The organism is Bradyrhizobium sp. BEA-2-5 (genome assembly GCF_032918025.1).
Lineage (GTDB): Bacteria > Pseudomonadota > Alphaproteobacteria > Rhizobiales > Xanthobacteraceae > Bradyrhizobium > Bradyrhizobium pachyrhizi.
In genome coordinates this window covers 5393470-5419279 of record NZ_CP136629.1, presented here as the reverse complement: position 1 = coordinate 5419279, position 25810 = coordinate 5393470, and the positions used below count along the sequence as shown (strand labels likewise).

At 65.4% G+C, this 25810-nt stretch carries 28 protein-coding genes and 2 pseudogenes; 22 read left to right on the top strand and 8 right to left on the bottom strand.

Annotated features, from left to right (window positions below; genetic code table 11):
- The first annotated feature begins 37 nt into the window (after nt 1–37).
- Both RX327_RS25575 and RX327_RS25570 read left to right on the top strand, forming a co-directional pair.
- A complete protein-coding gene (locus RX327_RS25575; protein ID WP_317251327.1) occupies nt 38–409 on the top strand; it encodes an IS5 family transposase in 372 nt (123 codons plus the stop codon).
- On the top strand, nt 304–792 hold the full coding sequence (locus tag RX327_RS25570; RefSeq protein WP_317251326.1) for an IS5 family transposase: 489 nt from the start codon (nt 304–306) through the stop codon (nt 790–792). Before RX327_RS25575 ends, RX327_RS25570 begins: the two co-directional genes overlap by 106 nt.
- A 119-nt stretch (nt 793–911) precedes the next feature.
- Here the strand turns inward: RX327_RS25570 and RX327_RS25565 are convergent, their stop codons facing one another.
- The 3 genes and pseudogenes from RX327_RS25565 to RX327_RS25555 form a co-directional block, all read right to left on the bottom strand.
- Entirely contained in the window at nt 912–1295 is a 384-nt protein-coding gene (locus tag RX327_RS25565) for a carboxymuconolactone decarboxylase family protein (protein WP_317247489.1), read from the bottom strand.
- Between the two features lie 255 nt (nt 1296–1550).
- Nucleotides 1551–2333 (bottom strand): 3-oxoadipate enol-lactonase, encoded by a 783-nt coding sequence (pcaD, locus tag RX327_RS25560; protein WP_317247488.1) that lies wholly within the window; start codon nt 2331–2333, stop codon nt 1551–1553.
- 85 nt (nt 2334–2418) lie between these two features.
- Nucleotides 2419–3776: pseudogene (locus RX327_RS25555) on the bottom strand (3-carboxy-cis,cis-muconate cycloisomerase).
- Nucleotides 3777–3986: 210 nt separating this feature from the next.
- Between RX327_RS25555 and RX327_RS25550 the strand changes: the two are divergent.
- The 9 genes from RX327_RS25550 to RX327_RS25510 all read left to right on the top strand — a co-directional run bounded on the left by RX327_RS25550 (nt 3987) and on the right by RX327_RS25510 (nt 11467).
- A complete protein-coding gene (locus tag RX327_RS25550; protein WP_317247487.1) occupies nt 3987–4433 on the top strand; it encodes a carbon monoxide dehydrogenase subunit G in 447 nt (148 codons plus the stop codon).
- A 155-nt stretch (nt 4434–4588) separates the two neighbouring features.
- Nucleotides 4589–5074 carry a (2Fe-2S)-binding protein gene (locus RX327_RS25545; RefSeq protein WP_317247486.1) on the top strand — a complete coding sequence of 162 codons (486 nt, stop codon included), beginning with the start codon at nt 4589–4591 and terminating at the stop codon, nt 5072–5074.
- A 55-nt stretch (nt 5075–5129) separates the two neighbouring features.
- Nucleotides 5130–5936, top strand: coding sequence for a xanthine dehydrogenase family protein subunit M (locus tag RX327_RS25540; RefSeq protein ID WP_317247485.1), 807 nt, complete (start codon nt 5130–5132; stop codon nt 5934–5936).
- A gap of 48 nt (nt 5937–5984) precedes the next feature.
- On the top strand, nt 5985–6890 hold the full coding sequence (locus tag RX327_RS25535; protein ID WP_317247484.1) for a MoxR family ATPase: 906 nt from the start codon (nt 5985–5987) through the stop codon (nt 6888–6890).
- 105 nt (nt 6891–6995) lie between these two features.
- Nucleotides 6996–8198 (top strand): VWA domain-containing protein, encoded by a 1203-nt coding sequence (locus RX327_RS25530; RefSeq protein ID WP_317247483.1) that lies wholly within the window; start codon nt 6996–6998, stop codon nt 8196–8198.
- Between the two features lie 12 nt (nt 8199–8210).
- The gene (locus tag RX327_RS25525; RefSeq protein WP_317247482.1) at nt 8211–8534 is read left to right on the top strand and encodes an XdhC family protein; all 324 of its coding nucleotides are present in this window, start codon (nt 8211–8213) and stop codon (nt 8532–8534) included.
- Nucleotides 8535–8536: 2 nt separating this feature from the next.
- Nucleotides 8537–9238, top strand: a complete 702-nt coding sequence (locus RX327_RS25520; RefSeq protein WP_317247481.1) for an XdhC family protein — start codon at nt 8537–8539, stop codon at nt 9236–9238.
- Nucleotides 9235–10839, top strand: a complete 1605-nt coding sequence (locus RX327_RS25515) for a molybdopterin-binding/glycosyltransferase family 2 protein (protein ID WP_317247480.1) — start codon at nt 9235–9237, stop codon at nt 10837–10839. The genes RX327_RS25520 and RX327_RS25515 overlap by 4 nt, the downstream gene beginning before the upstream one ends.
- Before the next feature lie 277 nt (nt 10840–11116).
- Nucleotides 11117–11467, top strand: a complete 351-nt coding sequence (locus RX327_RS25510; RefSeq protein WP_317251325.1) for a DUF4189 domain-containing protein — start codon at nt 11117–11119, stop codon at nt 11465–11467.
- A 45-nt stretch (nt 11468–11512) separates the two neighbouring features.
- Here RX327_RS25510 and RX327_RS25505 read toward each other — a convergent pair whose 3' ends face one another.
- Nucleotides 11513–12730, bottom strand: a complete 1218-nt coding sequence (locus RX327_RS25505) for an NAD(P)/FAD-dependent oxidoreductase (RefSeq protein ID WP_050383293.1) — start codon at nt 12728–12730, stop codon at nt 11513–11515.
- A 293-nt stretch (nt 12731–13023) separates the two neighbouring features.
- Between RX327_RS25505 and RX327_RS25500 the strand changes: the two genes are divergently transcribed.
- Nucleotides 13024–13434, top strand: coding sequence for a DUF2000 family protein (locus RX327_RS25500; RefSeq protein ID WP_317247479.1), 411 nt, complete (start codon nt 13024–13026; stop codon nt 13432–13434).
- Between the two features lie 29 nt (nt 13435–13463).
- Here RX327_RS25500 and RX327_RS25495 read toward each other — a convergent pair whose 3' ends face one another.
- A complete protein-coding gene (locus RX327_RS25495) occupies nt 13464–14429 on the bottom strand; it encodes a DUF4239 domain-containing protein (protein WP_244481756.1) in 966 nt (321 codons plus the stop codon).
- A 160-nt stretch (nt 14430–14589) separates the two neighbouring features.
- Nucleotides 14590–14796 carry a hypothetical protein gene (locus tag RX327_RS25490; RefSeq protein ID WP_244481758.1) on the bottom strand — a complete coding sequence of 69 codons (207 nt, stop codon included), beginning with the start codon at nt 14794–14796 and terminating at the stop codon, nt 14590–14592.
- Here RX327_RS25490 and RX327_RS25485 point away from each other — a divergent pair.
- From RX327_RS25485 to RX327_RS25460, 6 genes are all read left to right on the top strand, one after another.
- Nucleotides 14708–15331 carry a TetR/AcrR family transcriptional regulator gene (locus RX327_RS25485; protein WP_317251324.1) on the top strand — a complete coding sequence of 208 codons (624 nt, stop codon included), beginning with the start codon at nt 14708–14710 and terminating at the stop codon, nt 15329–15331. The genes RX327_RS25490 and RX327_RS25485 overlap by 89 nt on opposite strands.
- Entirely contained in the window at nt 15328–16125 is a 798-nt protein-coding gene (locus tag RX327_RS25480) for an efflux RND transporter periplasmic adaptor subunit (protein WP_317247478.1), read from the top strand. The genes RX327_RS25485 and RX327_RS25480 overlap by 4 nt, the downstream gene beginning before the upstream one ends.
- Nucleotides 16122–17081, top strand: a complete 960-nt coding sequence (locus tag RX327_RS25475; RefSeq protein ID WP_317247477.1) for an ABC transporter ATP-binding protein — start codon at nt 16122–16124, stop codon at nt 17079–17081. Before RX327_RS25480 ends, RX327_RS25475 begins: the two co-directional genes overlap by 4 nt.
- 18 nt (nt 17082–17099) lie before the next feature.
- A complete protein-coding gene (locus RX327_RS25470) occupies nt 17100–18263 on the top strand; it encodes an ABC transporter permease (RefSeq protein WP_317247476.1) in 1164 nt (387 codons plus the stop codon).
- A 139-nt stretch (nt 18264–18402) separates the two neighbouring features.
- A complete protein-coding gene (locus RX327_RS25465; protein WP_317247475.1) occupies nt 18403–19719 on the top strand; it encodes an adenylate/guanylate cyclase domain-containing protein in 1317 nt (438 codons plus the stop codon).
- Nucleotides 19720–19883: 164 nt separating this feature from the next.
- Nucleotides 19884–20801 carry a PhzF family phenazine biosynthesis protein gene (locus RX327_RS25460; RefSeq protein ID WP_317247474.1) on the top strand — a complete coding sequence of 306 codons (918 nt, stop codon included), beginning with the start codon at nt 19884–19886 and terminating at the stop codon, nt 20799–20801.
- Here RX327_RS25460 and RX327_RS25455 read toward each other — a convergent pair.
- Together RX327_RS25455 and RX327_RS25450 are read right to left on the bottom strand one after the other, a co-directional pair.
- A complete protein-coding gene (locus RX327_RS25455; RefSeq protein WP_317247473.1) occupies nt 20798–21271 on the bottom strand; it encodes a DUF488 domain-containing protein in 474 nt (157 codons plus the stop codon). The two genes, RX327_RS25460 and RX327_RS25455, sit on opposite strands and share 4 nt — an antisense overlap.
- 10 nt (nt 21272–21281) lie before the next feature.
- Nucleotides 21282–22109, bottom strand: coding sequence for a DUF72 domain-containing protein (locus tag RX327_RS25450; RefSeq protein ID WP_317247472.1), 828 nt, complete (start codon nt 22107–22109; stop codon nt 21282–21284).
- 139 nt (nt 22110–22248) lie between these two features.
- Here RX327_RS25450 and RX327_RS25445 point away from each other — a divergent pair, with 139 nt between their 5' ends.
- The 4 genes and pseudogenes from RX327_RS25445 to RX327_RS25430 all read left to right on the top strand — a co-directional run bounded on the left by RX327_RS25445 (nt 22249) and on the right by RX327_RS25430 (nt 25788).
- On the top strand, nt 22249–22620 hold the full coding sequence (locus RX327_RS25445) for a hypothetical protein (protein ID WP_050383285.1): 372 nt from the start codon (nt 22249–22251) through the stop codon (nt 22618–22620).
- Between the two features lie 66 nt (nt 22621–22686).
- Nucleotides 22687–22893 (top strand): hypothetical protein, encoded by a 207-nt coding sequence (locus RX327_RS25440; RefSeq protein WP_028336817.1) that lies wholly within the window; start codon nt 22687–22689, stop codon nt 22891–22893.
- A gap of 249 nt (nt 22894–23142) precedes the next feature.
- Nucleotides 23143–24276 (top strand): glycosyltransferase family 2 protein, encoded by a 1134-nt coding sequence (locus RX327_RS25435; RefSeq protein WP_317247471.1) that lies wholly within the window; start codon nt 23143–23145, stop codon nt 24274–24276.
- 7 nt (nt 24277–24283) lie between these two features.
- Nucleotides 24284–25788 (top strand): annotated as a pseudogene (locus RX327_RS25430) (glycosyltransferase family 39 protein).
- Nucleotides 25789–25810 lie beyond the last annotated feature (22 nt).

The following is a 25810-nucleotide window of genomic DNA, read 5'->3' as shown; positions in this document are numbered from 1 at the left end:
GATTCAAGGCTTCTTTTGGGAGGCGGCCTTGGGTGTGATGGATCGTTTGGTGTTGAGCGACGCGGCTTGGGAGCGCATGGCGCCGCTCATCATTGGCCGGCCCGACCAGAAAGGTTCGACCGGACGCGACAACCGGATGTTCGTGGAAGGGGTGCTCTGGATCGTTCGCACGGGCTCTCCCTGGCGTGATCTTCCGGAGGCGTTTGGGGATTGGAACAGCGTGTTCCGGCGCTTCAGTCGATGGAGCACCAAGGGTGTCTGGTTGCGGATCTTCGAGGCGATGTCCGATGATCCGGACTTCGAATATTTGATCGTCGATTCCACCATCGTCCGGGCGCATCAGCACGCCGCCGGGTCAAAAAAAGGGGGTCTGAAGATCAAGCGATCGGGCGCTCGCGCGGCGGCTTGAGCACCAAGATACATATGGCCGTTCGAGGTTTGGGATGTCCCGTGCGGTTCACCCTCACCGCAGGCCAGAAGGGCGATGCCCCGCAAGCCGCCACGTTGATCGAGGGATTGCCCGCCGAGGTCGTCATGGCCGATGCAGCCTATGACGCCGATCATTTGCGCCAGGCCATCGCAGCCAAAGGCGCGATCGCCGTAATCCCCAACAACCCCTCGCGAGCCCTCAAACATCCGCTCGACAAGCATCTCTATGCCCAGCGCCACCTCGTGGAATGCTGCTTCAGCAAGCTCAAGCAGTTCCGTCGCGTCGCAACCCGCTTCGAAAAGACCGCCCGAAATTACCGAGCCATCGTCACGCTCGCTGCAATCGTCCTATGGATGCGATAAGTGTCAACACCACCTAAAGCGCTATCGTCATCGCGCTTTAGGTAGTTGTTTGAGCATGATCTCCGCGCAAACGCGTTCCGCGTTTGTCGCGAGGGAAAACCGCTGCGCACTTTTCCGGATCATGCTTCTAGCTCGGCAATGATCGCGCCGGCTTCCTTGACGGCGTGGTTCACCGCCGGCACGCCGCAATAGATCGCCTGCTGAAGCAGGATTTCCTTGATGTCGTCAGGCGTGAAGCCACCCTCGGCGAGCGCGGCGCGCACGTGCAGGCGAAACTCGTCCCATTGCCCGAGCGCGACCATGGTGCCGATCACCAGCACGCGCCGCGTGCGCTCGTCGAAATGCGGCCGCGTCCAGATCTCGCCCCAGGCATAGCGCGTGATCATGTCCTGGAAGTCGGTGTTGAATGCGTTGCGGTTCGCGATCGACTTGTCGACCCAGGCATTGCCGAGCACTTTGCGGCGCTGCGTCATGCCGTCGTCGCGGCGCTGATTGTCGTCCATGGATGTCTCCTCATGAAATCGTAGCCCGGATAAAGCGCAGCGCAATCCGGGGGGCAGCGTCTGCCGAAGACTTGTCCCGGATTTCACTTCGCTGCATCCGGGCTACACACTGATTGTCGCCAATAGAGCATCCTTCCCGGTTACGTCATTCCGGGGCGGTCCGCAGGACCGAACCCGGAATCTCGAAGTTATGAATGCCGATCGAGATTCCGGGTTCGATGCTGCGCATCGCCCCCGGAATGACGAAGGTCGTTGCTAGCGCTGCGTCAAGAAGCCGACCACCGCATCGGTGAATGCGTGCGGCTGCTCGACGTTGGAAATGTGCGCGGCGTCGAGCAGCGTCATGCTGGCGCCGGGAATGCCGCTGCGGATCATTTCGCCTGCCGACACCGGCGTTGCCATGTCCTGCTTTCCGGCGATCACCAGCGTCGGGCTCTTGATCCTGGGCAGCAGCGCGCGCTGGTCGAGCGTCGACAGCGCCTCGCAGCAGGCGAGGTAGCCCTCGACGGGAGAGGCGAGCAGCATCGCCTTCATCTTCGCGGTGATCTCCGGCTCGCGTTCACGGAAATCCTGGGTCAGCCAGCCCGCGATCACGGCATCGGCGACGGCGGTGATGCCGCCCTCCTTCACCGCCTTGATGCGGTTATGCCAGTTTGTAGGATCGGGATAGTAGCAGGACGTATTGGCAAGGATGAGCTTGCCGAACCTTTCAGGCGCGTTGGCGCCGAGCCATTGCCCGACCATGCCGCCCATCGACAGGCCGCACCAATGCACCTTCTCGATGTTGAGATCGTCGAGGATCGCCAGCACGTCGCGGCCGAAACGCTCCATCGTGTAGGGGCCGGGCGGGACGCCGGACTTGCCATGGCCGCGGCGGTCGTAGCGGATGACGCGGAACACCTGCGTCAGCGCCTTCATCTGCGGCTCCCACATCTGCAGCGTGCAGCCCAGCGAGTTGGACAGCATCAGGGTGGGCCCGCCGTCGCGACCGTCCACCTGGACGTTGAGCATGCACCCGTCGGCGTTGATCATCGGCATCGTCTTGTCCCTCTCGTCATGCGCTTGCCGGGCCATCTGCGCGAAGACGCGCTTCGCTGCTTTTTGCCCGGCAACAACATCGTCGCTATTTGTCATCCAGTGAAGCCAGCAGCCGGTCGATCAGGGCTTGGGAGGCTCCTTGATAGGCCATCGGCTCGAACAATGCCGCGATTCGTTTCGCGTCGAGATGTACGGCGACCTTGGCATCCTCCGACAGCACCTCGCGCAGATGCTTCCTCTCGGCGACCGCGCGCTTGCTCGCGGTCTCGATCAGATGATGCGCATCGCTCTTGCCGATCTTTTCGGCCAGCGCGAAGGTGACAGCTTCGGCCATGATCAGCCCCTGCGTCGCATCGAGATTGGCGCGCATGCGCACCGCATCGACCTCGAGTCCCTCGGCGATGTCGACGACGGCCGCAAGCGCGCCGGAGGTGACCAGCATCAGTTGCGGCAGCGTCGGCCATTCCGCGTGCCAGGGGCCGGCGCTGCGCTCGTGGTCCTGCACCTGCGCGGCCAAGATCGTGGCGGCGAGCTGCGGGGCCATGGTGGCGGCGCCCAGCGCGGTCGCAGCCGCGACCGGATTGCGTTTGTGCGGCATGGTCGAGGAGCCGCCGCGGCCCTCGCCGGCGGGCTCGAACGCTTCGGCGACGTCGGTCTGCATCATCAGCGAGACGTCGCGCGCGATCTTGCCGCAGCTGCCGGCGAGAATTGCGAGGCAGGATGCAGCCTCGGCGATGCGGTCGCGATGGGTGTGCCAGGGCGCCTCCGGCAGCGGCAGACCGAGCTCCTGCGCCAGCCGTTCGGTCACCGCGATCCCCTTGTCGCCGAGCGCGGCGAGCGTGCCGGCGGCGCCGCCGAATTGCAGCGCCAGCGTCTCGCGGCGCAGGCGCATCAAGCGCTTGCGGGAGCGATGCAGCGCCGCGCCGTATTCGGCGAGCTTGAGCCCGAACGGCATCGGCAGCGCATGCTGGAGCCAGGTCCGCGCCACCATCGCGGTGTTGCGATGGCTGCGCGCGCAAGCCCGGCGAAGCCCGCAACGGCGCGGTCGAGGTCGGTCAGCAGCGCGTCGATCCCCGCGCGCAACGACAGCACGGTCGCGGTGTCGATGACGTCCTGGCTGGTCGCGCCCCAATGCACGTAGCGCGCGGCCTCCGCATCCGCCTGGGCGACGTTGGCAGTCAGGGCCTTCACCAGCGGGATCGCCAGATTGCCGGACCGCGTCGCGGCCTCTGCCAGCGCGGCCAGGTCGAATGATTCGCCCTTGCAGGCGGCGCCGATTGGTCCTGCGCTCGCTGCGGGAATCACCCCGCAGGCCACCTCGGCGCGTGCCAGGGCTGCCTCGAAATCGAGCATGTTCTGCAGGGTAGACCGGTCGTCGCAGACCGCGCGCATGGCGGCGCTCGACAGCATCGGCGCGAGCAGGGGGGAGAGGGATGTGCTCATGGCCGGCGACCTAACCACTGTCGCGCGTCGATGCCAATGCCCTGGGGCTGCCTGCATTTTCAACAGCGGGGATTGCGCAATTTCGTGAACAATGGGCTTGGCTTGCTGCGGTTGCGAATATGCATCGCTCATCCTCCGAAGGTGCCCTTTCCTTTGTGTCCCGGCTGCTTTACTTGGGGGAAAAGGTTCTAGCGATCGAGGAGATCCCCCATGGCCATGACGATGAACGGCGAAGTCCAGCTTGCGGCGCCGCGCGAGGCCGTGTGGGCCAAGCTCAACGACCCCGAGGTGCTGAAGGCCTGCATCCCCGGCTGCGAAGAGCTGGAGAAGACCGACGATGGCGGCTTCCGCGCAACGGCTAAAATGAAGGTCGGCCCGGTGTCGGCGCGCTTCAAGGGCAAGGTCACGCTGTCCGATCTCGACCCGCCGAACGGTTACAAGATCTCCGGTGAGGGCGAGGGCGGGGTGGCCGGATTCGCCAAGGGCGGCGCCACGGTGGGCCTCGCCGACAAGGATGGCGGCACGCTTCTGAGCTACAATGTCGAGGCGCAGATCGGCGGCAAGTTGGCGCAGCTCGGCCAGCGCCTGATCAACGGCGCCGCCAAGAAACTGGCCGACGAATTTTTCGCGAACTTCGCCAAGGCGGTACAAGGTTAGCCCCGCCTTTCGGCTGGATTATTCAGGTCCGGCCATGTCCTGGATGGGTGGCTCGAAAGGTTGCCCATCGCGGGGCGCGCCCATATTATGCCGTCTGGAATGATTTAAAACCGCCTGCTTCGCCGATATGCGGTGGCGCAGATAAGAGAGTGCTGATGGCCAAGATTTCAATGATCGTGAACGGCAATCCTGTGACGGCCAATGTCGATCCCCGCACGCTTCTGGTGCAGTTTCTGCGCGAGAATCTGAAGCTGACCGGCACCCATGTCGGCTGCGACACCTCGCAGTGCGGCGCCTGCGTCGTGCATCTCGACGGCAAGGCCGTGAAGTCCTGCACCACGCTTGCGGTGATGGCCGATGGCCACGAGGTCAAGACGATCGAGGGGCTGGCCGCCGACGGCGCGCCGCTGCATCCGATGCAGGAGGCCTTTCGCGAGCATCACGGCCTGCAGTGCGGCTTCTGTACGCCGGGCATGATCATGACCGCGATCGACATCGTGCATCGCAAGGGCCACGAACTCGACGACCACACGATTCGCGAGGAGCTCGAAGGCAATCTCTGCCGCTGCACGGGCTATCAGAACATCGTCGCCTCGATTTCCGCCGGCGCAAAGGCGATGGCGAAGTCGGACCTCGCTTAACAAGTCGGACCTCGCCTAGTCAGCAATTCATCGCGACCGCGATCAGGACATCCAGATGTACGAATTCAAATATCATCGCCCTGGGACGGTTCGCCAGGCGGCCAACCTCCTGGTGAAGAACGAAGACGCCAAGGTGATCGCCGGCGGCCACACGCTGATTCCCGTCATGAAGCAGCGCCTTGCAAGCCCTCCGCATCTGGTCGATCTCTCCCATATCGAGGGGCTCAACGCGATCGAGATGAAGGGCCGCGCGCTGGTGATCGGCGCCACCGCCAGGCACGCCGAGGTCGCGACCTCCGCCATCGTCGGTGAGGCGATCCCGGCGCTGGCGGATCTCGCCAGCCAGATCGGCGATCCCGCGGTGCGCCACCGCGGCACCATCGGCGGCTCGCTCGCCAACAACGATCCGACCGCCGACTATCCGGCCGCGGTGCTGGCGCTGGGCGCCACCATCGTCACCAACAAGCGCCGCTTGAAGGCCGAAGAGTTCTTCCAGGGTCTGTTCACCACGGCGCTCGAAGCCGATGAGATCATCACCAAGGTGATGTTTCCGTTGCCGAAAAAGGCGGCCTACATCAAGTTCCGCAACCAGGCCTCTCGTTATGCGCTGGTCGGCGTGTTCGTGGCGCGGCGTCCTTCGGACGTGCGCGTTGCCGTCACCGGCGCCGGCTCCGAAGGCGTGTTCCGCGTCGCCGCATTCGAGGAGGCCCTGAAGAAGCGCTTCTCGCACAAGGTGCTCGACGGCATCGCGGTTTCGGCCGACGGGCTGAACAGCGACCTGCATGGCAGTGCGGAATACCGCGCGCATCTGATCGGCGTTTTGACGCGCAGGGCGGTGGAAGCCGCGAACGCCAAGGACTAAGTACCAAGGCGTGACTTTGCTGACCTCTGTTCGAAGACTGGCTGTTCCATGAGTGTATCGGCGTTACCCACTTCCGTCGATGCGCTCGAGGATCTTCTGACGTCGCGGGGCTACCTCGCCGAGCGGTCGCTTGCGACGGTGACCTACCTCTCCTTGCGCATGGGCCGGCCGCTGTTCCTGGAGGGCGAGGCCGGCGTCGGCAAGACCGAGATCGCCAAGGTGCTCTCGGCGGCGCTGGGGCGGAAGCTGATCCGCCTCCAATGCTATGAAGGCCTCGACGTTTCCTCCGCGGTCTACGAGTGGAACAGCGCCGCGCAGATGATCGCGATCCGGATGGCGGAAGCCGCCGGCGACACCGATCGCGACCAGCTCTCGAGCGATATCTTCGCCGACCGCTACATGATCAAGCGGCCGCTGCTTCAGGCGCTGGAGCCCGACGTCGCCGGTCCGCCGGTGCTGCTGATCGACGAGCTCGACCGCGCCGACGAGGCGTTCGAGGCCTACCTGCTCGAGATCCTCAGCGACTTCCAGGTGACCATCCCCGAATTCGGCACCGTGAAGGCGCCGCATCCGCCGATCGTCATCATCACCTCCAACCGCACCCGCGAGATCCACGACGCGCTGAAGCGGCGCTGCCTCTATCACTGGGTGGATTATCCTGCCGCCGAGCGTGAGCTTGCGATCGTCAAGACGCGCGTGCCCGGAATCTCCGCCAAGCTCTCGCAGCAGGTCGTGCGCTTCGTGCAGGCGCTGCGCAACCAGGATTTCTACAAGTCGCCGGGTGTCGCCGAGACCATCGACTGGGCCACCGCCCTGTCCGAGCTCGATGCCCGGTCGCTGACCCCGCAAGTGGTCGGCGACACGCTGGGTGCGCTGCTCAAGTATCAGGACGACATCACCCGGATGCAGGGCGATGCCTTGCAGAAGGTGCTGAAGGAAGCGACGAGCGACTAGCCGTCATTCCGGGGCACGCGAAGCGTGAACCCGGAGTCTCGCGCCGCAATCTCCAGATTTCGGATCCGCACTTCGTGCGGTCCGGAATGACGAGGCCAAACAACAATGGCGATCAACCACCTCGCGCCTCCGACCGGCCACATGGCCGACAACGTGATCGGCTTTGCCCGCGCGCTGCGGGCGGCCGGGCTCCCGGTCGGGCCGGGCTCGGTGATCGACGCGCTCGACGCGCTGCAGCTGATCGAGGTCGGCCATCGCTCGGATTTCTATGCCACGCTGGAGGCGATCTTCGTCAAGCGCCACGAGCATGCGCTGATCTTCAAGCAGGCCTTCAACCTGTTCTTCCGCGCCTCGGAGGAATGGAAGCACATGCTGGATTCGGTGCCGCTGCCGGAGCAGGCCAAGAAGAAGCCGCAGGCGGGTGCGCGCCGCGTGCAGGAGGCGATGTCCCAGCCGGCGCGGAGCGAGGAGCGGCCGCAGGCCCAGGAGCAGGAGCTGAAGCTCTCGGTGTCCGACAAGGAGATCCTGCAGAAGAAGGATTTTGCGCAGATGACCGCGGCGGAGATCGCCGAGGTGACGCGCGAGATCGCCAAGATGCGGCTGCCGCAGGCCGAGCTTGTGACACGCCGCTACCAGCCGGATGCGCGGGGCCTGCGGCTCGACATGCGCCGCACCGTGCGCAACTCGCTGCGCACCGGCGGCGAGATCATCGACATCCGAAAGCTCGGCCGGATCGAGAAACCGGCGCCGATCGTGGCGCTGCTCGATATCTCTGGCTCGATGAGCGAGTACACCCGCCTGTTCCTGCATTTCCTGCACGCCATCACCGACTACCGCAAGCGGGTCTCGGTATTCCTGTTCGGCACCCGCCTGACCAATGTGACGCGGGCGTTACGGGCCCGTGACCCCGACGAGGCGCTGGCGAGCTGCTCGGCCTCGGTCGAGGACTGGGCCGGCGGCACCCGGATCTCGGCCTCGCTGCACAACTTCAACAAATTGTGGGCGCGGCGGGTGCTGAGCCAGGGCGCCATCGTGCTGCTGATCTCCGACGGGCTGGAACGGGAGGCCGATTCCAAGCTGGCCTTCGAGATGGACCGGCTGCACCGGTCCTGCCGGCGGCTGATCTGGCTCAACCCGCTGTTGCGGTTCGGCGGTTTCGAGGCCAAGGCGCAGGGCATCAAAATGATGCTTCCCCACGTTGACGAATTCCGCCCGGTACATAATTTGACCTCCATCAAGGGCTTGATCGGGGCGCTGTCATCCCCGCCGCCGGCGCACCACCGCAGCCTGATCCGTTCTGTTGCTTGAGGAGACGCTCTCATGCTCAACCGCGACGAAGACATCCTGCAGGCCGCCGAGACCTGGCAGAAAGAGGGCCATGGCGTCGCGCTCGCTACCGTTGTCGAGACCTGGGGCTCGGCCCCGCGCCCGGCGGGCTCGAGCCTCGTCATCAATGACGAAGGCACCTTCCTCGGCTCGGTCTCCGGCGGCTGCGTCGAGGGCGCCGTGGTGACCGAGGCCATGGACGTGATCCAGAGCGGCAAACCGAGGATGCTGGAGTTCGGCGTGGCCGACGAGACCGCCTGGAATGTCGGGCTGTCCTGTGGCGGCACCATCCGCGTCTTCGTCGAGAAGGTCGGTTAGCCGTGAAGCTCGAGATCCTGCACGAACTCAATGCCGAGCGCGCCGCGCGCCGGCCGGTGATCCTGGTGACCGACACCGCCAATGGCGATCAGCGCCTGGTCAAGGCCGCGGACATCGCCGCCGATCCGCTGCGCACCGAGCTGGAGAAACAGCTTCGCATGGGCAAGAGCGCCAGTGTCGAGGCCGGCGGCAAGAAGCTGTTCCTCAACGTCTACGCGCCGACGGCAAAGCTCGTCATCGTCGGCGCGGTCCATATCAGCCAGGCGCTCGCGCCGCTGGCGCGCTCGCTCGGCTACGACGTCACCGTGGTCGATCCGCGCACGGCCTTCGCAAGCCCGGAGCGCTTCCCGGACATTCCGCTGATCGCCGAATGGCCCGACACGGCGCTGCCGCCGCTCAACGTCGATGCCTACACCGCCTTCGTCGCGGTGACGCACGATCCCAAGATCGACGACCCCGCGCTGCTGCACGCCTTCGAGCGCAACTGCTTCTATATCGGCGCGCTCGGCTCGCGGAAGACGCATGCCAAGCGGGCCGACCGGTTGCGGGCGCAGGGCGCCAGGGAAAGCGACATCGCGCGCATCCACGCGCCCATTGGCCTTCCGATCGGCGCGGTGTCGCCGTCCGAGATCGCGGTGGCGATCATGGCCGAGATCACGGCCGTGCTTCGGCTGCCTCCGAAAGAAAAAGAAGAGGCGGCATGAAATTCGGTCCCGCCAGTCCGGCCGACGCGATTGGCGGCGTCACCGTGCATACCCTGCGCCAGGGGCCGCTGGTGCTGAAGAAAGGCACGAAGATCGGCGCCGCCGAGGTCGAGGCGCTGGAGCGTGCCGGCATCAAGGACATCGTCGTGGTGCGGATGGAGGCGGGCGACGTCTCCGAGGACGTCGCGGCTGCCAGCATCGCGCTCGCCGTCGGCGGCGAGGGTATCCATGTCGAACGCGCCTTCACCGGGCGCGCCAATCTGTTCGCCGCGCGCCCGGGCGTGCTGGTGATCGATCGCGCCGCGGTCGACCGCATCAACAATGTCGACGAGGCCATCACCTTCGCGACGCTCACCGCCTACAAGCCGGTGGTCGAGGGCGAGATGGTCGGTACCGTCAAGATCATCCCGTTCGGCGTCGAGGGCGCTTTGCGCGATGCGGCCGTCGCGGTGGCCGGCAAGGATACGCTGCGGATCGCGCCCTATGTGATCCAGAAGGTCGGCGTGGTCTCGACGCTGCTGCCGGGCCTGTCCTCCAAGGTGATCGACAAGACCCTGCGCGTCACCGCCGAGCGGCTGGCGCCGGCCGGCGCCGGCATCATCGCCGAGCGGCGTGTCCCGCATGACGAGACGGTGCTCGCCGCCTCGATCAAGGAATTGCTCGGGTTAGGGGCCGAACTCGTCATCGTGTTCGGCGCCTCTGCGATCGCCGATCGCCGCGACGTGATCCCCGCGGCCGTTACCGGCATCGGCGGCGAGATCGAGCATTTCGGCATGCCGGTCGATCCCGGCAATCTGCTGCTGATCGCCCGCGCCGGCAGCGTCCCGGTGCTGGGCGCGCCGGGTTGTGCGCGCTCGCCGGTCGAGAACGGTTTTGACTGGGTCTTGATGCGGCTCCTCGCCGGCATCAAGGTGACGCGGTCCGAGCTGATGGGCATGGGCGTCGGCGGTCTCCTGATGGAGATCGTGACGCGGCCGCAGCCGCGCACACAGCCGGAGACGGAGGGCAACAGCCAGGTCGCGGCCATCGTGCTCGCGGCGGGCCGTTCGACCCGCATGGGCGGCCCGAACAAGCTGCTCGCCGAGCTCGACGGCAAGAAGCTGGTGCGCCTTGCGACCGAGCAGGCGCTGGCCTCGAAGGCATCAGAGGTGATCGTCGTGACCGGGCACCAGGCAGAGCTCGTCGAGCAGGCGCTGCAAGGCCTGAACGTGAAATTCGTCCGCAATCCGGATTTCGCCGGCGGCCTCGCCAGCTCGGTGAAGGCGGGCATTGCGGCGGTCTCCGACAGCGCCGACGGCGCGATCGTCTGCCTCGGCGACATGCCGCTGATCGATGCCGGCCTGATCGACCGCCTCATCGACAGCTTTGCGCCCGACCGCGGCAATCTCATCGTCGTGCCGGTCAGCGAAGGTCGCCGCGGCAATCCCGTGCTGTGGTCGCGCCGCTTCTTCAAGGAGCTGATGACGCTCGACGGCGACGTCGGCGCGCGGCATCTGATTGCCAAGCACACCGAGGCGGTCGCTGAAGTGCCCGTCGACGGCGAGAGCGCCTTCCTCGACATCGACACGCCGCAGGCGCTGGAAGCGGCAAGACGGGGATAAGCACGCTTGCAATCGTCTCGTCCAAACGAAATGTCAGACCTCATCCTGAGGAGCCGCGCAGCGGCGTCGCGAAGGATGAATGGCACCAGCGGGGCCTCGTGGTTCGAGACGGCGCTTCGCGCCTCCTCACCATGAGGGTTTGACGGTTCATCAACCCGTCATTCACCATCTGGAAACGACCCCTGCGTACAGTCCGCGCCGGGCTTTGGGGGATTTCCGCTTGATCATTTCGACTGCCGTCGCGCAGCGTCGCGCGCTGACGATTCTCGTCCTGACACTGCTGCTCGGCGCCACGCGTTTCTCCGTGGAAACCTTCGTGCCCAAGGCGCGCGCGGCCGGCGCGTTCGCGGTCGGCAAGTGCGGGGCGTATGGCCAGGCCTACGACTATCCGGCGGAGGGTGCGGCGCGCGCCGCGGCGCAGAAGCAGTGCAAGGGCGATTGCACGACCGTCACGATGAAGCGCGCCTGCGCCGCGATGTCGGTCGACATGAAGAATCCCTGCGGCGCCCATGGCTATGCCGTGGCGCCGAAGATCTCGAGCTCGCTCAATGCCGCGACCAAGAAGTGCTACAAGTACGGCGGCAAGGAATGCGTGATCCGCGCCTGGGCCTGCGACGCCAAGGGTTAGGGCGGTCGCCGCAATCCGCCTGGTGGGCAAAGCGCGCTGCCGCGCTCAGACGGCGCCATAGAAGTGTCGGTATTGCCAGGCGGCGTCGCGCTCCAATTGGTCTTCAGACCACGATTGGTCTTTGAACCGCATGACCGACATCGGCGATAGATCGACGGGCGGCTTGCCGTCCACGATCCAGGCCGCGAGCGCCTCGCCGACGGTCGGCGAGATCGACAGACCGGCGACGTTGCACCCGCTCGCAAAATAGAAGCCGGTCACTCCGGCGGCCGGGCCAAGAATATGATGGCCGTCGGCGGTCATCGTCGGAATGCCGCCGCGAAACTCCCGCACCTTGGCGGTTTGCAGGAACGGGAGCTGGTCCTTGACCTCATCGGCGGCGGCATGAAGCACGCCGATGTCGAGCGGCATGTCCTTGACGTCGAAGCCGGCCCCAAGCGATTGCATATCGAAGAAGCGCGGCGTTTCCTCGTAGACACCCCACAGGAAGCCGCCCTGACACGGGCGGACATACACCGCAGCATCCATGATGCGGATCATCGGCAGGTCGGCCCGCGCGCCATCCAAAGGCTCGGTGACGATCAATTGCTGCCGGGTCGGCACCAGCGGCACGCGAATTCCACTTGCCTCCGCGACCTGCCGCGTCCACGCACCGGCCGCATCGACGACAACCGGACTTTCAATGACGCCGTTTGCGGTGGTCACGCCGATCACGGTGCCGCCGACGATGTTGACGGCGCGCACGTCGGTCTTCGGCAGCAAGGTCGCACCGTTGGCCGCGGCGGCCGTGGCGAAACCGACGGCAACCTGCGCCGGGTCGAAATACCGGTCGTCGCCTATCCGCATCGCCGCAACGACGCCCGCCGGCTGCAGGAACGGATTGAGACCGCTCGCCTCTTCCGGAGAGATCAGCTCGACGTCGAGGCCGGTGCGGCGTCCGCGCGCGAAGTCGTCCTCGATCACTTCGGCGTCCTGCGGCCGGCGCGCAATCTTGAGGCTGCCCGAATGCACCCAGTCGAGCGGCTGGCCGGTTTCTTCAGTGAACGCCTCGATCTTGCGGCATGCGTCCTTGATGAGGCCAATCATCAGGTCGCTCTTGCGCGCGCAACTCACCATGCCTGCCGCGCGGGGCGAGGTTTGCGATCCGATCTCATGCTTGTCGACAAGGGCGACGCTGAGACCTCCACGCTTGCTCAGGTAATAGGCTGTGGCCGCGCCCAATCCGCCCGAACCAATAACAACAACATCGGCCTTGCTGATCATGATGCAATGCCCTGAAATATGCTGATGGTCATCGAACGCCCGAAGCCTACTACGCGGCGCAGGACCTGACTATCGCTTTCCGTCCCGGCACGGATCGGGCCTTTGCGACGTCGCCCTGCTGCCAATGATAAGACTTCATCACAAGTCCTTCTCGCCGGCGCGGAATGGCAGGTTCAGGTCGGCAGGATGCGCCGGCGGGTCTCCCGGGAATCTAACGTCAGCGCCTCGCTGGCAGATGTGGTCTGCACCTGTAGAACTGGCGTTTGCCGCCTGCCTGCCGCTAGACTTGCATCATGCAGTTCGACACCAAGATCGCGGTCGTGATCCGCACCGATCTTCAGACCTGGCAGAAGCTCAACGTCGCGTCGTTTCTTGCCGGTGGCATCGCGGCTTCCTTCCCCGAATGTATCGGCGGGAATTACGAGGACGGCTCGGGGACCAGATATCTCTCTTTGATCGGCCAGCCGATCCTGATCTACGGCGCCGACGGGCCTGCGCTGTCGCGGGCGCTGGAGCGCGCGCTGGCGCGCAACGTGCAGCCGGCGCTCTACACCGAGGACATGTTCAAGACCACGCATGACGCCGCCAACCGCGAGGTGGTGAAGGCGGTCGTGCGCAGCGAGCTCAACCTGGTCGGCCTCGCCATTCGCGCCGAGCGCAAGGTGGTCGACAAGATCCTCGATGGACTGAAGTTTCACACGTAGCGGACAGCGCGCGTAGTGCGGTCCGGCGCTTATCGGCTCGTCTCCTTGTCCGGCATGATCTGCAGCAACGGCGTCGGCGCAATCGATATCTGGCCGGTGAATGGTCGATCATGCGCGGCAATCAGCAGAACCGATGTGGCCACGCCGGTCGCGAACAGTCCCATCGCGATGGCGGATCCCAACCGGTTGTCGCAGTGAACAAGCGCAATGACCAATAGCTCGCAGATGGCCTGAAGGTAGAGGCACCACCATTTTATCGAGTCGACTTCGGTCTGACTGACGATGATCCGTTGTCGTCGCGCATCGAGTGCCGAATTCAGATTGGTGATGATCTCGTGCTGCGTCGTCTGCTGGCCCGGGTTTTGCGCGGGCGTTGATACGACAAAGCGCAACGCCGCGGTCAGCGCGGGAGGAGCTGCCTTGAGCGATGCAGCCTGGCGCGCCATCATCGGCCATTCCACGGCGACCGTTTCCTCGACGTAGTCGCGAACGAGACCGCGCAGGCGCGCCTCCTGCTCCGGCGGCAGGCCGCCGGCGAGCAAGATGACCGCCCGCAACGAACTGGCTTCGCGGCTCACCGCCGCGGTGGCGCGATCACTGTCACTCCAGACCTGTGCCGCGGTGAATGCAACAAACAGGCCGAAAAGGATGCCGAGCACCGGCAACATGCCGGGCGAGATCGATTTGAAAGACGTTGCGCGCTCCTTGGTCGACAGGATCGCAACGCCTGCGAAAATGAGAATGGCAACAAGATAGGTGAAGCCGAAGACAATGAAGGCCATCCACGGCACAGACAGGTTGTGTAACCAATCGCTCATAGGTGTTTCCCCCCAGCCGATCGCTTGTATCAAAATCCCCCCAATCTCGCCGGGTTGAGTACGAGGTGAGCCGTAGCCCATCGCGCAGGGAAAGCCGGATGCTCCGGTTACACCTGTGATGCCACCCCTGCGCCTTTTTGTTGCACAGGGCCCCTGGGTGCGATCGGCACCCGGCATTCCCTGCGTCCTCTGTTCTCCAGAGGGGCAGAAATAAGCAGCAAATTCGGGCATTTGCACCGCGAGATCGCGAATCTATGCGCACCCGGGAAGGCCAACAGGAACGCTTCCGGCCGGTAGGCGTTTTCTCTGAACGCATTGACGATGACTGACTGGTCAGTCATATTATGGCCATGACAAAGCGCATCGAAGAAACGAACCGCTCCCGGCCCGCCAAGCGCCGGACCACCACGATCCGGGCTGCGGCGACGAGGATCCCGAAGGTGGCCTCGGCAAAGCTGCCCGAGCCGAAGCCTGCCGCGAACCGCGCCGAGAAATCCGCGGAGCGGCGCGCAGCGATCGTCGAGGCGGCGATGGACGAGTTCATCGCACGCGGCTTTGCCGCGACGCGGCTCGACGATGTCGCCAAGCGGGCGGGCGTCGCCAAGGGCACGCTCTATCTGTACTTCAAGGACAAGGAGTCGATGTTCGAGGAGCTGATCCGCACCGCAGTGGTGCCTCTGGTCAATCGCATGGCCGCGCCGCCCACCATCACCGGCCCGGTGCGCGATGCGGTGGAGAGATTCGCCGAGACCTTCATCCGCGAGATCGTGTCGACCCGGCGCGGCGACATCGTCCGCCTGATCGTCTCCGAAGGGCCGCGCTTCCCGACGATCGCCGACTTCTATTTCCGCGAGGTGGTGTCGAAGGGGATGGCCGCGATGCAGGCGCTGATCCAGCTCGCGATCACGCGCGGCGAGATCAGGCAGCGCCAGCTCGCGCAGTTTCCCCAGCTTGTCGTGGCACCCGCGATGATCGCGGTGATCTGGCAGAGCCTGTTTGCGAGGCACGCGCCGCTGGATGCCCTCGCGATGTTCAAGGTTCATCTCGATCTGATCTTCGGCGAACGGAGCAAGCCATGACCCGCTCGCGCATGATGAAGCTCGTGACGACAGTCGTGCTGGCGGCGACGCTGGCCGGTTGCCAGGAGAAGCGCGATCCCGGCTTCCAGGGCTGGGTCGAGGCCGACATGATCTTCGTCAGCCCGGACGAAGCGGGGCGGATCACCAAGCTCAACGTCCGCGAAGGCGACGAGGTCAAGGTCGGTGATGCCCTCTATTCCGTCGACGACGATCTCCAACGCGCCGATCTCAATCAGAACAAGGCGACACTGGCGAACGCGCAGCAGACCTACGACCGGGCGGCCTCGCTGAGCGGCACCGGCGCCGGCACCCAGGCCAATCTGGATTCCGCGGTCTCGGCGCTGCGCGTTGCGGAGGCGCGGGTCAACACCTCGCAGACCCGGCTCGACCGCCGCAAGGGCTTTGCGCCGATCGCAGGATCGATTCAGCAGATCTATTTCCGCGAGGGCGAGATGGTGGCGGCGCAGCGTCCGGTGCTGTCGATCATGCCGCCCGGAAACATGAAGCTGCGTTTCTTCGTGCCGGAAGCCGAATTGCCCAAGCTCGCGATCGGCGACACGGTGCGCGTCTCGTGCGACAATTGCGCGGCCGACCTCACCGCAAAGATCTACTTCATCGCAACCTCGGCCGAATACACCCCGCCTGTCATCTACAGCCTCGATGAGCGCAACAAGCTCGTCTACCTGATCCAGGCGCGGCCGAGCCGGCCCGATGTGCTGCGCGTCGGTCAGCCGATCAGCATCTACCTCAATCCCAAGACCACCCCTAAGACGCCGGTGGCGGATCGCAGATGAACGGCGGCTCCACCAGCGCGCGGTCCAACGCACCCTCCATCGCGATCGACGTCAAGGGCCTGACCAAGTCGTTCGGCGGCCGCGAGGTCGTGCACGATCTGTCGATGCAGGTGAAACGCGGCTCGATCTACGGTTTCCTCGGACCCAACGGCTCGGGCAAGACCACGACCATCCGCATCCTCTGCGGGCTGCTCACCCCTGATAGCGGCGAGGGCACCTGCCTAGGCTACGACATCCGTCGCGATGCCGAGAAGATCAAGCGTCAGGTCGGCTACATGACCCAACGCTTCAGCCTGTACCAGGACCTGTCGGTGCGCGAGAATCTGGAATTCGTGGCGCGGCTCTATGGCATGCCGGACGCGCGCGGGGCTGCGGCCGACATGATCGCGCGGATCGGGCTGAAGGGGCGCGAGGAGCAGCTTGCGGGCGAGCTCTCCGGCGGCTGGAAACAGCGGCTGGCGCTGGGGGCCTGCACGCTGCCCAATCCGCAATTATTGCTGCTCGACGAGCCTACCGCCGGCGTCGATCCCAAGGCGCGGCGCGATTTCTGGAACGAGATCCACGCACTCGCCGCCGAAGGCCTCACAGTGCTGGTCTCGACCCATTACATGGACGAGGCCGAGCGCTGCCACGAGATCGCCTACATCGCCTACGGCTATCTGCTGGCGCACGGCACGGTGGAGGAGGTGATCGCCGCCTCCGCGCTGTCGACCTGGACGGTGACGGGCGAGGATTTCAACGGCCTGATGGCCGAGCTCACGGATAAGCCCGGCGTCGACATGGTGGCGCCGTTCGGCACCAGCCTGCACGTCTCCGGCCGCGACAAGGCGGCGCTCGAGGCCGCGATCGCGCCCTATCGGGACAATTCGAAATGGCATTGGCAGGCCAGCGAACCGTCGCTCGAAGACGTGTTCATCGAGCTGATGGGGCGCTCCAAGGACAACTTCCAAGGATAATTTCCAGGGATAATTGCGATGAGCGCAGCGGAAACGATCCAGAACAGCGAGGCGAGGGAGCCGGCATTCGGCTTCTGGCGGCGCAGCTACGCGATGCTCGTCAAGGAGTTCATTCAGCTTCGCCGCGACCGCGTCTCGTTCGCCATGATCATCATGCTGCCGGTGATGCAGCTGACGTTGTTCGGCTACGCCATCAATACCACGCCGCGCAATCTGCCGACCGCGGTGCTGACCCAGGAGGACAGCGATCTCGGCCGTTCGATCCTGAAGGCGATGGAGAACACCGCCTATTTCCATTTTGTCCGCGAGGTCCACACCGTCGAGGAGTTCGACGAGTTGCTGAAATCCGGCAAGGTGCTGTTCGGTGTCGAGATCCCGCGCGGCTTCGAGCGGGCGGTGCGGCGCGGCGACAAGCCGGCGCTGCTGGTCGCCGCCGATGCCACGGACCCGGTCGCGTCGGGCTCGGCGCTCGGCGCACTCGGGCCGCTGGTGCAATCGGCGCTGGCGCATGATCTGCACGTCGGCGATCCCCCGGAGATGCCGTTCGAGATCCGCGCGCACGCGCGCTACAATCCGGCCGCGGCCTCCAGCCTCAACATCGTGCCGGGACTGGTCGGCACCATCCTGACCATGACCATGCTGATCTTCACCGCGCTGTCGGTCACGCGCGAGGTCGAGCGCGGCACCATGGAGAGCCTGCTGTCGATGCCGATCAGGCCGGTCGAGGTGATGCTCGGCAAGATCATCCCTTACGTGCTGGTTGGCTTCGTCCAGGCCTTCCTGATCATCAGCATCGGCGTCGGCCTGTTCGGCGTGCCCGTGCTCGGCAATCTCGTCCTGCTGGCGCTGCTCTCGACGCTGTTCATCACCACCAATCTGTCGATCGGCTACACCATATCGACACTGGTGCAGAACCAGCTCCAGGCGATGCAGATGTCGATGATGTTCTTCCTGCCCAGCATCTTGCTCTCCGGCTTCATGTTCCCGTTCGCGGGCATGCCGGCGTGGGCGCAATATCTCGGCGAGGGCCTGCCGCTGACCCACTATCTGCGCATCGTCCGTGCCATCATGCTGAAGGGCGCGACCATGCAGAACCTGCACTACGACACCGCCGCATTGGTCGCCCTGATGCTGTTCGCCATGACGATCGCGGTGACGCGCTTCCGCCGCACGCTCGATTGAGGCTAATATGGATCCCATCAACGATCGTCATTCCGGGGCGATGCGCAGCATCGAACTCTGGTGCGCAATTGCGCACCAGGGAATCTCGAGATTCCGGGTCTGGTCCTTCGGACCATCCCGGAATGACGGGGTGGAGGGCATGGCTGAAATCTTGGCGACGAAAGGCGAGGCGGCGCAAGGCGCGACCGTATCCGCGGACTTCCATCACGCCCTGATGCGCGAGGTGATGACCACCGAGCTGCTCCGCATCAAGGTGCTGATCGCTACCGCCGCTGCCCTCGCGGCGATCAGTCTGCTGGTGTATTTCTTTGCGCCCGAGGCGGTCAGCCGCGTCTGGCACGGCAACCTCAGTCCCGTCTACGTCTTCTACGTCACCATTCCGCTGATCCTGTTCGAGATCTGGGTGCACGGGGCGATCAGCTGGCACATGCGCAAGGGGCGCGACCTGCCGGTGGTCCGGCGTTACATCGGCGTGCTGGTCGAGACGTCGCTGCCGACCGTCGTGCTGGCGCTGCACATGAACAGCATGGGGCCGCAGGAGGCGCTCGGCTTCGTGGCGCCGCTGATCTATTTCGTCTTCATCATCCTGTCGACGCTGCGGCTCGACTTCTGGCTCTCGACCTTCACCGGCTTCGTCGCGGCGGTCGAGCTGTTCTACATGGCGGTGTTCTTCCATCCCTCGGGCGGCGGCGCGGCCGAGACCAGCATCTACTATCACGCCGCGCGGAGCTCGATCATCCTGATCTGCGGCATGCTGGCCGGCGCGGTCGGCATGCAGCTGCGCCGGCAGTTCGCGGCCAGCATCGCGGCCGCCACCGCGCGCGATCGCATCACCAATCTGTTCGGCCAGCACGTCTCGCCGCAGGTGGTCGAACGTCTGATGACGGAGGGTGCCGGCACCGGCAGCGACATCCGCCGTGTCGCGGTGATGTTCGTCGATTTCCGCGGCTTCACCGCCGGCGCGCAGTCGCGCACCCCGCAGGAGGTGGTCGATCGGCTCGACGGCGCCTTTGCGGTCCTGGTCGATATTCTCGACCGTCACGGCGGCATCGTGAACAAGTTTCTGGGCGACGGTTTCCTCGCGCTGTTTGGGGCGCCGTTCGAGACCGGCGACGCCGCGCATCAGGCGGTCGCCGCCGCACGTGAAATGCTCGCGGCTAACGACCGCATCAACGCGCAGACGAGCTGGCCGCTTCGCATCGGCATCGGCATCCATTTCGGCGAGGTCGTTGCCGGCAACATCGGCTCGCCCCGGCGCAAGGAATACACCGTCATCGGCGATACCGTGAACTTCGCCTCGCGCCTGGAGGCGCTGAACAAGGAGTTCGGCTCGCAGTTTTTGATATCCTCCGCGGTCCGTGAGGCGCTCGGCGACGACTGCAAGGACGCGGTGTCGCGCGGCGAGATCCCGGTGCGGGGCTACGAGCACCCGGTGCACGTCTGGCAGCTGGGATAGGCGGCGACGCTCAGATGATCCGAGGCAATCACGCACGTCTCCTCAAGCCGCGCGAGCTGCCTGCATGTGACTTGCCCGCGATTGTACCGAGTGCTCTGAAGGGCATTGCGCGGACCGTGCTACGATGACGTCATCGGAATGACCGGAGCACAAGGACAAGCAAGATGCAGCGCCGCTACATCACCGTCGACGTGTTCACCGATCGCGCCTTCGGCGGCAACCAGCTCGCCGTGGTGCTCGATGCCGGCGGGCTCTCGACCGCGCAGATGCAGTCGATCGCTACCGAGTTCAACTATTCCGAGACGACATTCGTGCTGCCGCCGCGCGACAAGGCCAACGACGCCGAGGTGCGCATCTTCACCCCGGTCCGGGAGCTGCCGTTTGCGGGCCATCCCAATGTCGGCACGGCCTTCGTGCTGGCAAGCCGGGCGGCGAAGGCGCCGGCGCGCTTGAGGTTCGAGGAGAAGGCGGGTCTCGTGCCGGTCGAGATCCTGTCCGATGGCGGCAGGGTGATCGGGGCCGAGCTGACCGCGCCGCAGGCGTTGCAGCGGACCAACGAGGTCAGTGCAGCCGCGGCCGCCGCGTGCCTGTCGCTGACGGCGGCTGATGTGAAGACCGATCGGCACGCCCCGCAAGTCGTCTCGGTCGGGCTGCCGTTCCTGGTGGTGGAGATCGCCTCGCGCGAGGCGCTGAAGCGCGCCCGGCCCGATGCGGCGGCGTTCGCCAGGACGCTGGCCGAGATCGGCCGCGACGTCGTCTATTTCTACACAAGCGACGTGCCGGCGAGCGAGCAGCCGCTCGACCTGCAGGCGCGCATGTTCCATCCGGGTGCCAGCGGCCTGTCCGAGGACCCTGCCACCGGCAGCGCGACCGCGGCTTGCGCGGCGCTGCTCGCCGATATCGATCCCGCGCGTGATGGCGAATTGCGGCTGCGGATCGGGCAGGGCGTCGACATGGGCCGGCCGAGCCTGTTGCTGACGCGGGTGCGCAAGCAGGCCGGTGCGATCAATTCGGTGCATGTCGGCGGCGGCTGCGTGAAGATGATGGAGGGGACACTGAACGTGCCGGGCCGGGCAGGCTAGACCTGCGGCGCCGCCAGGTTCTCGATCCTGACGCCGTCGCGCTCCTCGATGATCTCCGCGATCATCTGGCGGTGGCAGTGGGTGTGGTCGCGCTCGTAGCAGAGCAGGCAGACGGGGCCGGCCTTCTTCACCAGCGCCGAGAGCTCGTCCATCTCTTCCCGCGCCTGCGGCGTTTTCAGGTGTGCCGAATAGATCTTGTGCAGCAGCGCATATTGCCCGCTGCGCGCCGCCTCCCGTCCGCTCTTCGGGGTGCCGAGGCCGCGCAAATGGACATAGGCGATGCCGCGCTCGTCGAGGCCTGCCGACAGCTGCTTCTTGGAAAAGCCCGGCCGGCGCGATGACGTCACTGCGCGCACGTCGACCACGAGCTTGACGCCGGCCTGCTCGAGTTCTTCGAGCACCGCCTTCGACGGCGTCTGCTCGTAGCCGATGGTGAACAGCTTCGATGCCTTCGTCTTGGCCTTCGCCATCGGTTCTCGCTCACTTCACCCGTTCGATCAGCTCCATCGCGCCCGCCGGCGCGCGGATCTTGCCCTCGTGGATGACATAGGCGAACACGTCCCGCGGCTCTTTCTTCGGCTTGCCCTTGTCGACCTTCTGGAGGTCGTCGGGTTCACCGCCCGAAGCCCAGTCCTGCAAGCGCTTGGCCCAGGCATCGAGCTGCTTCGGCGGATAGCAGGTCTTGATCTCGTCATTGCCCTTCTGGAGCCGCGCATAGACGAAATCGCCGGCAACGTCTGCGATGGCCGGATATTTGCCGTGCTCGGCGAACACCACGGGCACCTCGTGCTCGCGAATGAGGGCAACGAATTCGGGCACGCAAAAACTGTCGTGCCGGACCTCCACGACATGGCGTAGCGCGCGCCCGTCGAGCTTGCGCGGCAACAGCTCGAGGAATTTTCCAAAATCGGCGCCGTCGAATTTCTTGGTCGGGGCGAACTGCCAGAGCACCGGCCCGAGATGGTCGCCGAGTTCCAGCACGCCGGAATCATAGAACCGCTTGATGGAATCGCCGGCCTCGGCGAGCACGCGCCGGTTGGTGGCGAAGCGCGGTCCCTTCACCGAGAACACGAAACCATCAGGGACTTCGCTCGCCCATTTGCGAAAGCTCTCCGGCTTCTGCGAGCCGTAATAGGTGCCGTTGATTTCGATCGAGGTGAGCTTCGAGGCGGCGTAGGACAGTTCCTTCGCCTGCGCCAGCTTCTCCGGATAGAACACGCCGCGCCAGGGCTCGAAGGTCCAGCCGCCGATGCCGATGAAGATGTTGCCTGCGTCTGTCTTGGTCGCCTTGGTGGGAGCTTTGGCCACGACTGCACTCATCGTGAGGGAGGGAACAGGAAGCAAGACTAGTCAAAATAATCGTGATTGGCCAGTTTGCCAGATCGGCGCGGCAGTGCTTATCGTCGCCGTCGCTCTTCGCTACGATGCGCCAAAATGGAGAACAACAATGCGCATGCTGGTCGCGGCCGCCCTCTTGATCATGTCCTCCGCCGCCATATCGTCCGCTGCAATGGCCGACGAGGTCGACGATGCGCACAAGCTCGCGATCACCGGCCGCGACGCCTACTGGAATTGTCTCGCCCGCGAATATCCCCGCGACAGCAACAAGGCGATGTCCGACCAGGAATTCACCTCGCTGATCGCCAATGTCTGTCCCTCGGAGCGGCAGAACTTCCGGGTGTCGCTGATCGACTTCCTGTCGCTGCAATTTCCGAAGCAGGACGCCGACGCGAATCTGACGACCGCCAACCGCGCGATCGAGCTCGCGCAGAAGGACATTGTAACCGCCTTCACCCGGCGCAAGGCCGCGTCCAAATAGGTTCCCAAATCCTGTTGCGGCCGGCCGATTTTTGATATCAATCCGTGCAGGCGAGGGATGATCGGCATGGGCTCACAATCGACGGCAGGCTTCCTGGGCGCACTGGTCGCAGCCATCGCGCTGGCAGCGGCGTTCATCTACGGGCCGTCGCCGAGCCAGCTCCGTAACCCGACCCGGTCCGCCGCGCAGCCGCAGGCGGCTCCCGCCGCCGAGGCCGCGCCGGCAGCCCCGGCGCCACGCGGCCCGGTGATCCGGGAAGTCCCGAACAACTAGCGCCTCCTGCGCCCCTTGCGGACCGCCTGGGGCCTTCCTATGTTGCTTCCAACAGCGACGTTGCAGCTTCAGGGCTCCGGCGCTGGGACGACCACGACATTGATTGGCTGCGCCGGATGTACGCGCGCCCCTTGTTCGTGGTCGTTGGCATTTTCAGGGGTGTTTTGCCCCGTTTTCCCGCTTTCCGAGCGCGCGTTTGGGTTGGCCTGCCTTGGCAGCGGGAGAGGCTGCGGCTATACGCTGGCGCTCATGAACGAAGCCATCAAGCCGAGCCCCGAAACCTCATCGCAGGCAGCAAGCTTGCCGCTGCTTTCGGTCATCGTCCCGACCTTCAACGAGCGCGACAACGTCACGGTGCTGTACCGGCGGCTGGAGGCGACGCTCGCCAATATCGCGTGGGAAGTCGTGTTCGTCGACGACAACTCGCCCGACGGCACCTGGGACGTCGTGCGCGCGCTGGCGCAGCGCGACAGCCGCGTGCGCTGTGTCCGCCGCATCGGCCGTCGCGGCCTCTCGGGCGCCTGCATCGAGGGCATCCTCGCCTCGAGCGCTCCCTATGTGGCCGTGATCGATGCCGACCTCCAGCACGACGAGACGCAGCTGCCGAAGATGCTGGCGCTGCTGCAGAGCGGCGAGGCCGACCTCGTGGTCGGCAGCCGCTACATCGAGGGCTACAAGAGCGAAGGCTTCAACAAGCAGCGCGCCGGAGCCAGTGCGCTCGCGACCGAGGTCGCCAGGAAGATGCTGCGGGTCGAGATCGCAGATCCCATGAGCGGCTTCTTCATGATTCGACGCGACCGTTTCGAGCAGCTCGCGCCGAAGCTCTCCGTGCACGGCTTCAAGATCCTGCTCGACGTCGTCGCGAGCGCGCACGGCAGCTTGCGCGCCGTCGAGATCCCCTACACTTTCGGCGCCCGCCAGCACGGCGAGAGCAAGCTCGATTCCATGGTCGCACTCGACTTCCTCGGTCTCGTGCTGGCCAAGCTGACCAACGACATCGTCTCGCTGCGCTTCATCCTGTTCGCGGCCGTCGGCGGGCTCGGCCTGGTGGTGCACCTCACCGTGCTGTTCATCGCGCTTCAGCTGTTCAACGCGCCGTTCGCGGAGGCGCAGGCCGCCGGCGCCATCGTCGCCATGACCAGCAATTTCATCCTCAACAACTTCCTCACCTATCGCGACCAGCGGCTGAAGGGCTTTGCGCTGCTGCGCGGCCTCATCGCCTTCTACATCGTGTGCAGCGTCGGCCTGCTCGCCAATGTCGGCGTCGCCTTCTCGGTGTACGACCAGGAGCCGATCTGGTGGCTGGCCGGCATGGCCGGCGCGCTGATGGGCGTGGTGTGGAACTACGCGATGTCCGGACTGTTCGTCTGGCGCAAGCGATGACGGTGGCATGAACGCGAACGAGGCGCGGCTGGCCCGAAACACCGCGCTTGCGGTGTGCGCGCTGGTCGTGTTGCGGCTGGCCGCCGCGGCATGGACGCCGCTGACGTTCGACGAAGCCTATTATTGGATGTGGTCGAAGAATCTGGCGGGCGGTTACTACGACCATCCGCCGATGGTCGCGGTGGTGATCCGACTCGGCACCATGATCGCGGGCGATACGCCGTTCGGCGTGCGGCTGGTGTCGATCCTGCTGGCGCTGCCGATGAGCTATGCGGTCTATCGCTCTGCCGCGATCCTGTTCGGCGGCGCGCGCGTGGCCGCGACCAGCGCCACCATCCTGCTCAACGTGACGCTGCTGGCTTCCGTCGGCACGCTGATCGTCACGCCCGATGCGCCGCTGCTGGTCGCCTCCAGCTTCGTGCTGTTCTTCCTCGCCAAGGTGCTGGAGACCGGCCGGGGCGCCTGGTGGCTCGCGGTCGGCGCGGCGGTCGGCGCGGCGCTGCTGTCGAAATACACCGCGATGTTCTTTGGGCCGGCCATCCTGATCTGGCTCGCGGCCGTGCCGAAGCTCAGGCGCTGGTTTCTCTCGCCCTGGCCCTATCTCGGCGGCCTCGTCGCGCTCGGCCTGTTCAGCCCGGTCATCCGCTGGAATGCCGAGCATCACTGGGTGTCGTTCATCAAGCAGATGGGACGCGCCCGGATCGAGGATTTCCGGCCGACCTTCATCGCCGAGCTGATCCCGACCCAGATCGCGTTCGCGACGCCGCTGGTCTTCATCCTCGGCGCGATGGGCCTGCACGCGCTGACGTGGCGGCGCGCCGGCGCGCTGGCCTCGCGCGTGCTGATCGAGACGATGTTCTGGACCATCGTCGTCTACTTCATCTGGCATTCGCTGCATGCCCGCGTCGAAGCCAACTGGTTCGCGCCGGTCTATCCGCCTTTGCCGTGGCCGCCGCGGTCGCGGCAGTCCAGGTGCAGTGGGCGCCGCGCGAGCAGCGCACGATCGATTTCTGCCGCCGCTGGGCCGCGCCCGTCGGCGTCGTGCTGTTCGCGCTGCTGATCGTGCAGGCCAACACCGGTTTGCTCTCGGGCTATCGCCGCGACGCCACCGTGCGCAGCGTCGGTGTCGGCTGGCAGGAGCTTGCGGACGAGATCGAGGCGACCCGCGTGCGGACCGGCGCGAGCTGCGTGCTGGCGGCGGATTACGGCACCACCGGCTGGCTCGCCTTCTATCTCCCCAAGGGCACCTGCGTCGCCCAGCAGGGCCAGCGCATTCGCTGGGTCAACATGCAGGAGCCGAGCCCGGCGGAACTGGCCGGCAAGCTGATCTATGTGCACGAGGTCGAGCAGGCGATGCCGGCCTCGCTGCGCGACAATTTCGCCCGTGTCGAAACGGTGGCCGAGGCCAAACGCATGCGGGGGCCGTTGACCATCGAGACCTACGCGCTCGACCTGCTGGAAGGTGCAAAGGGCGAGGTCCTCGACCGTTCCCCGCCGCCGGAACTGCAATAAAATCCTCGCCGTTGAGTGTCGG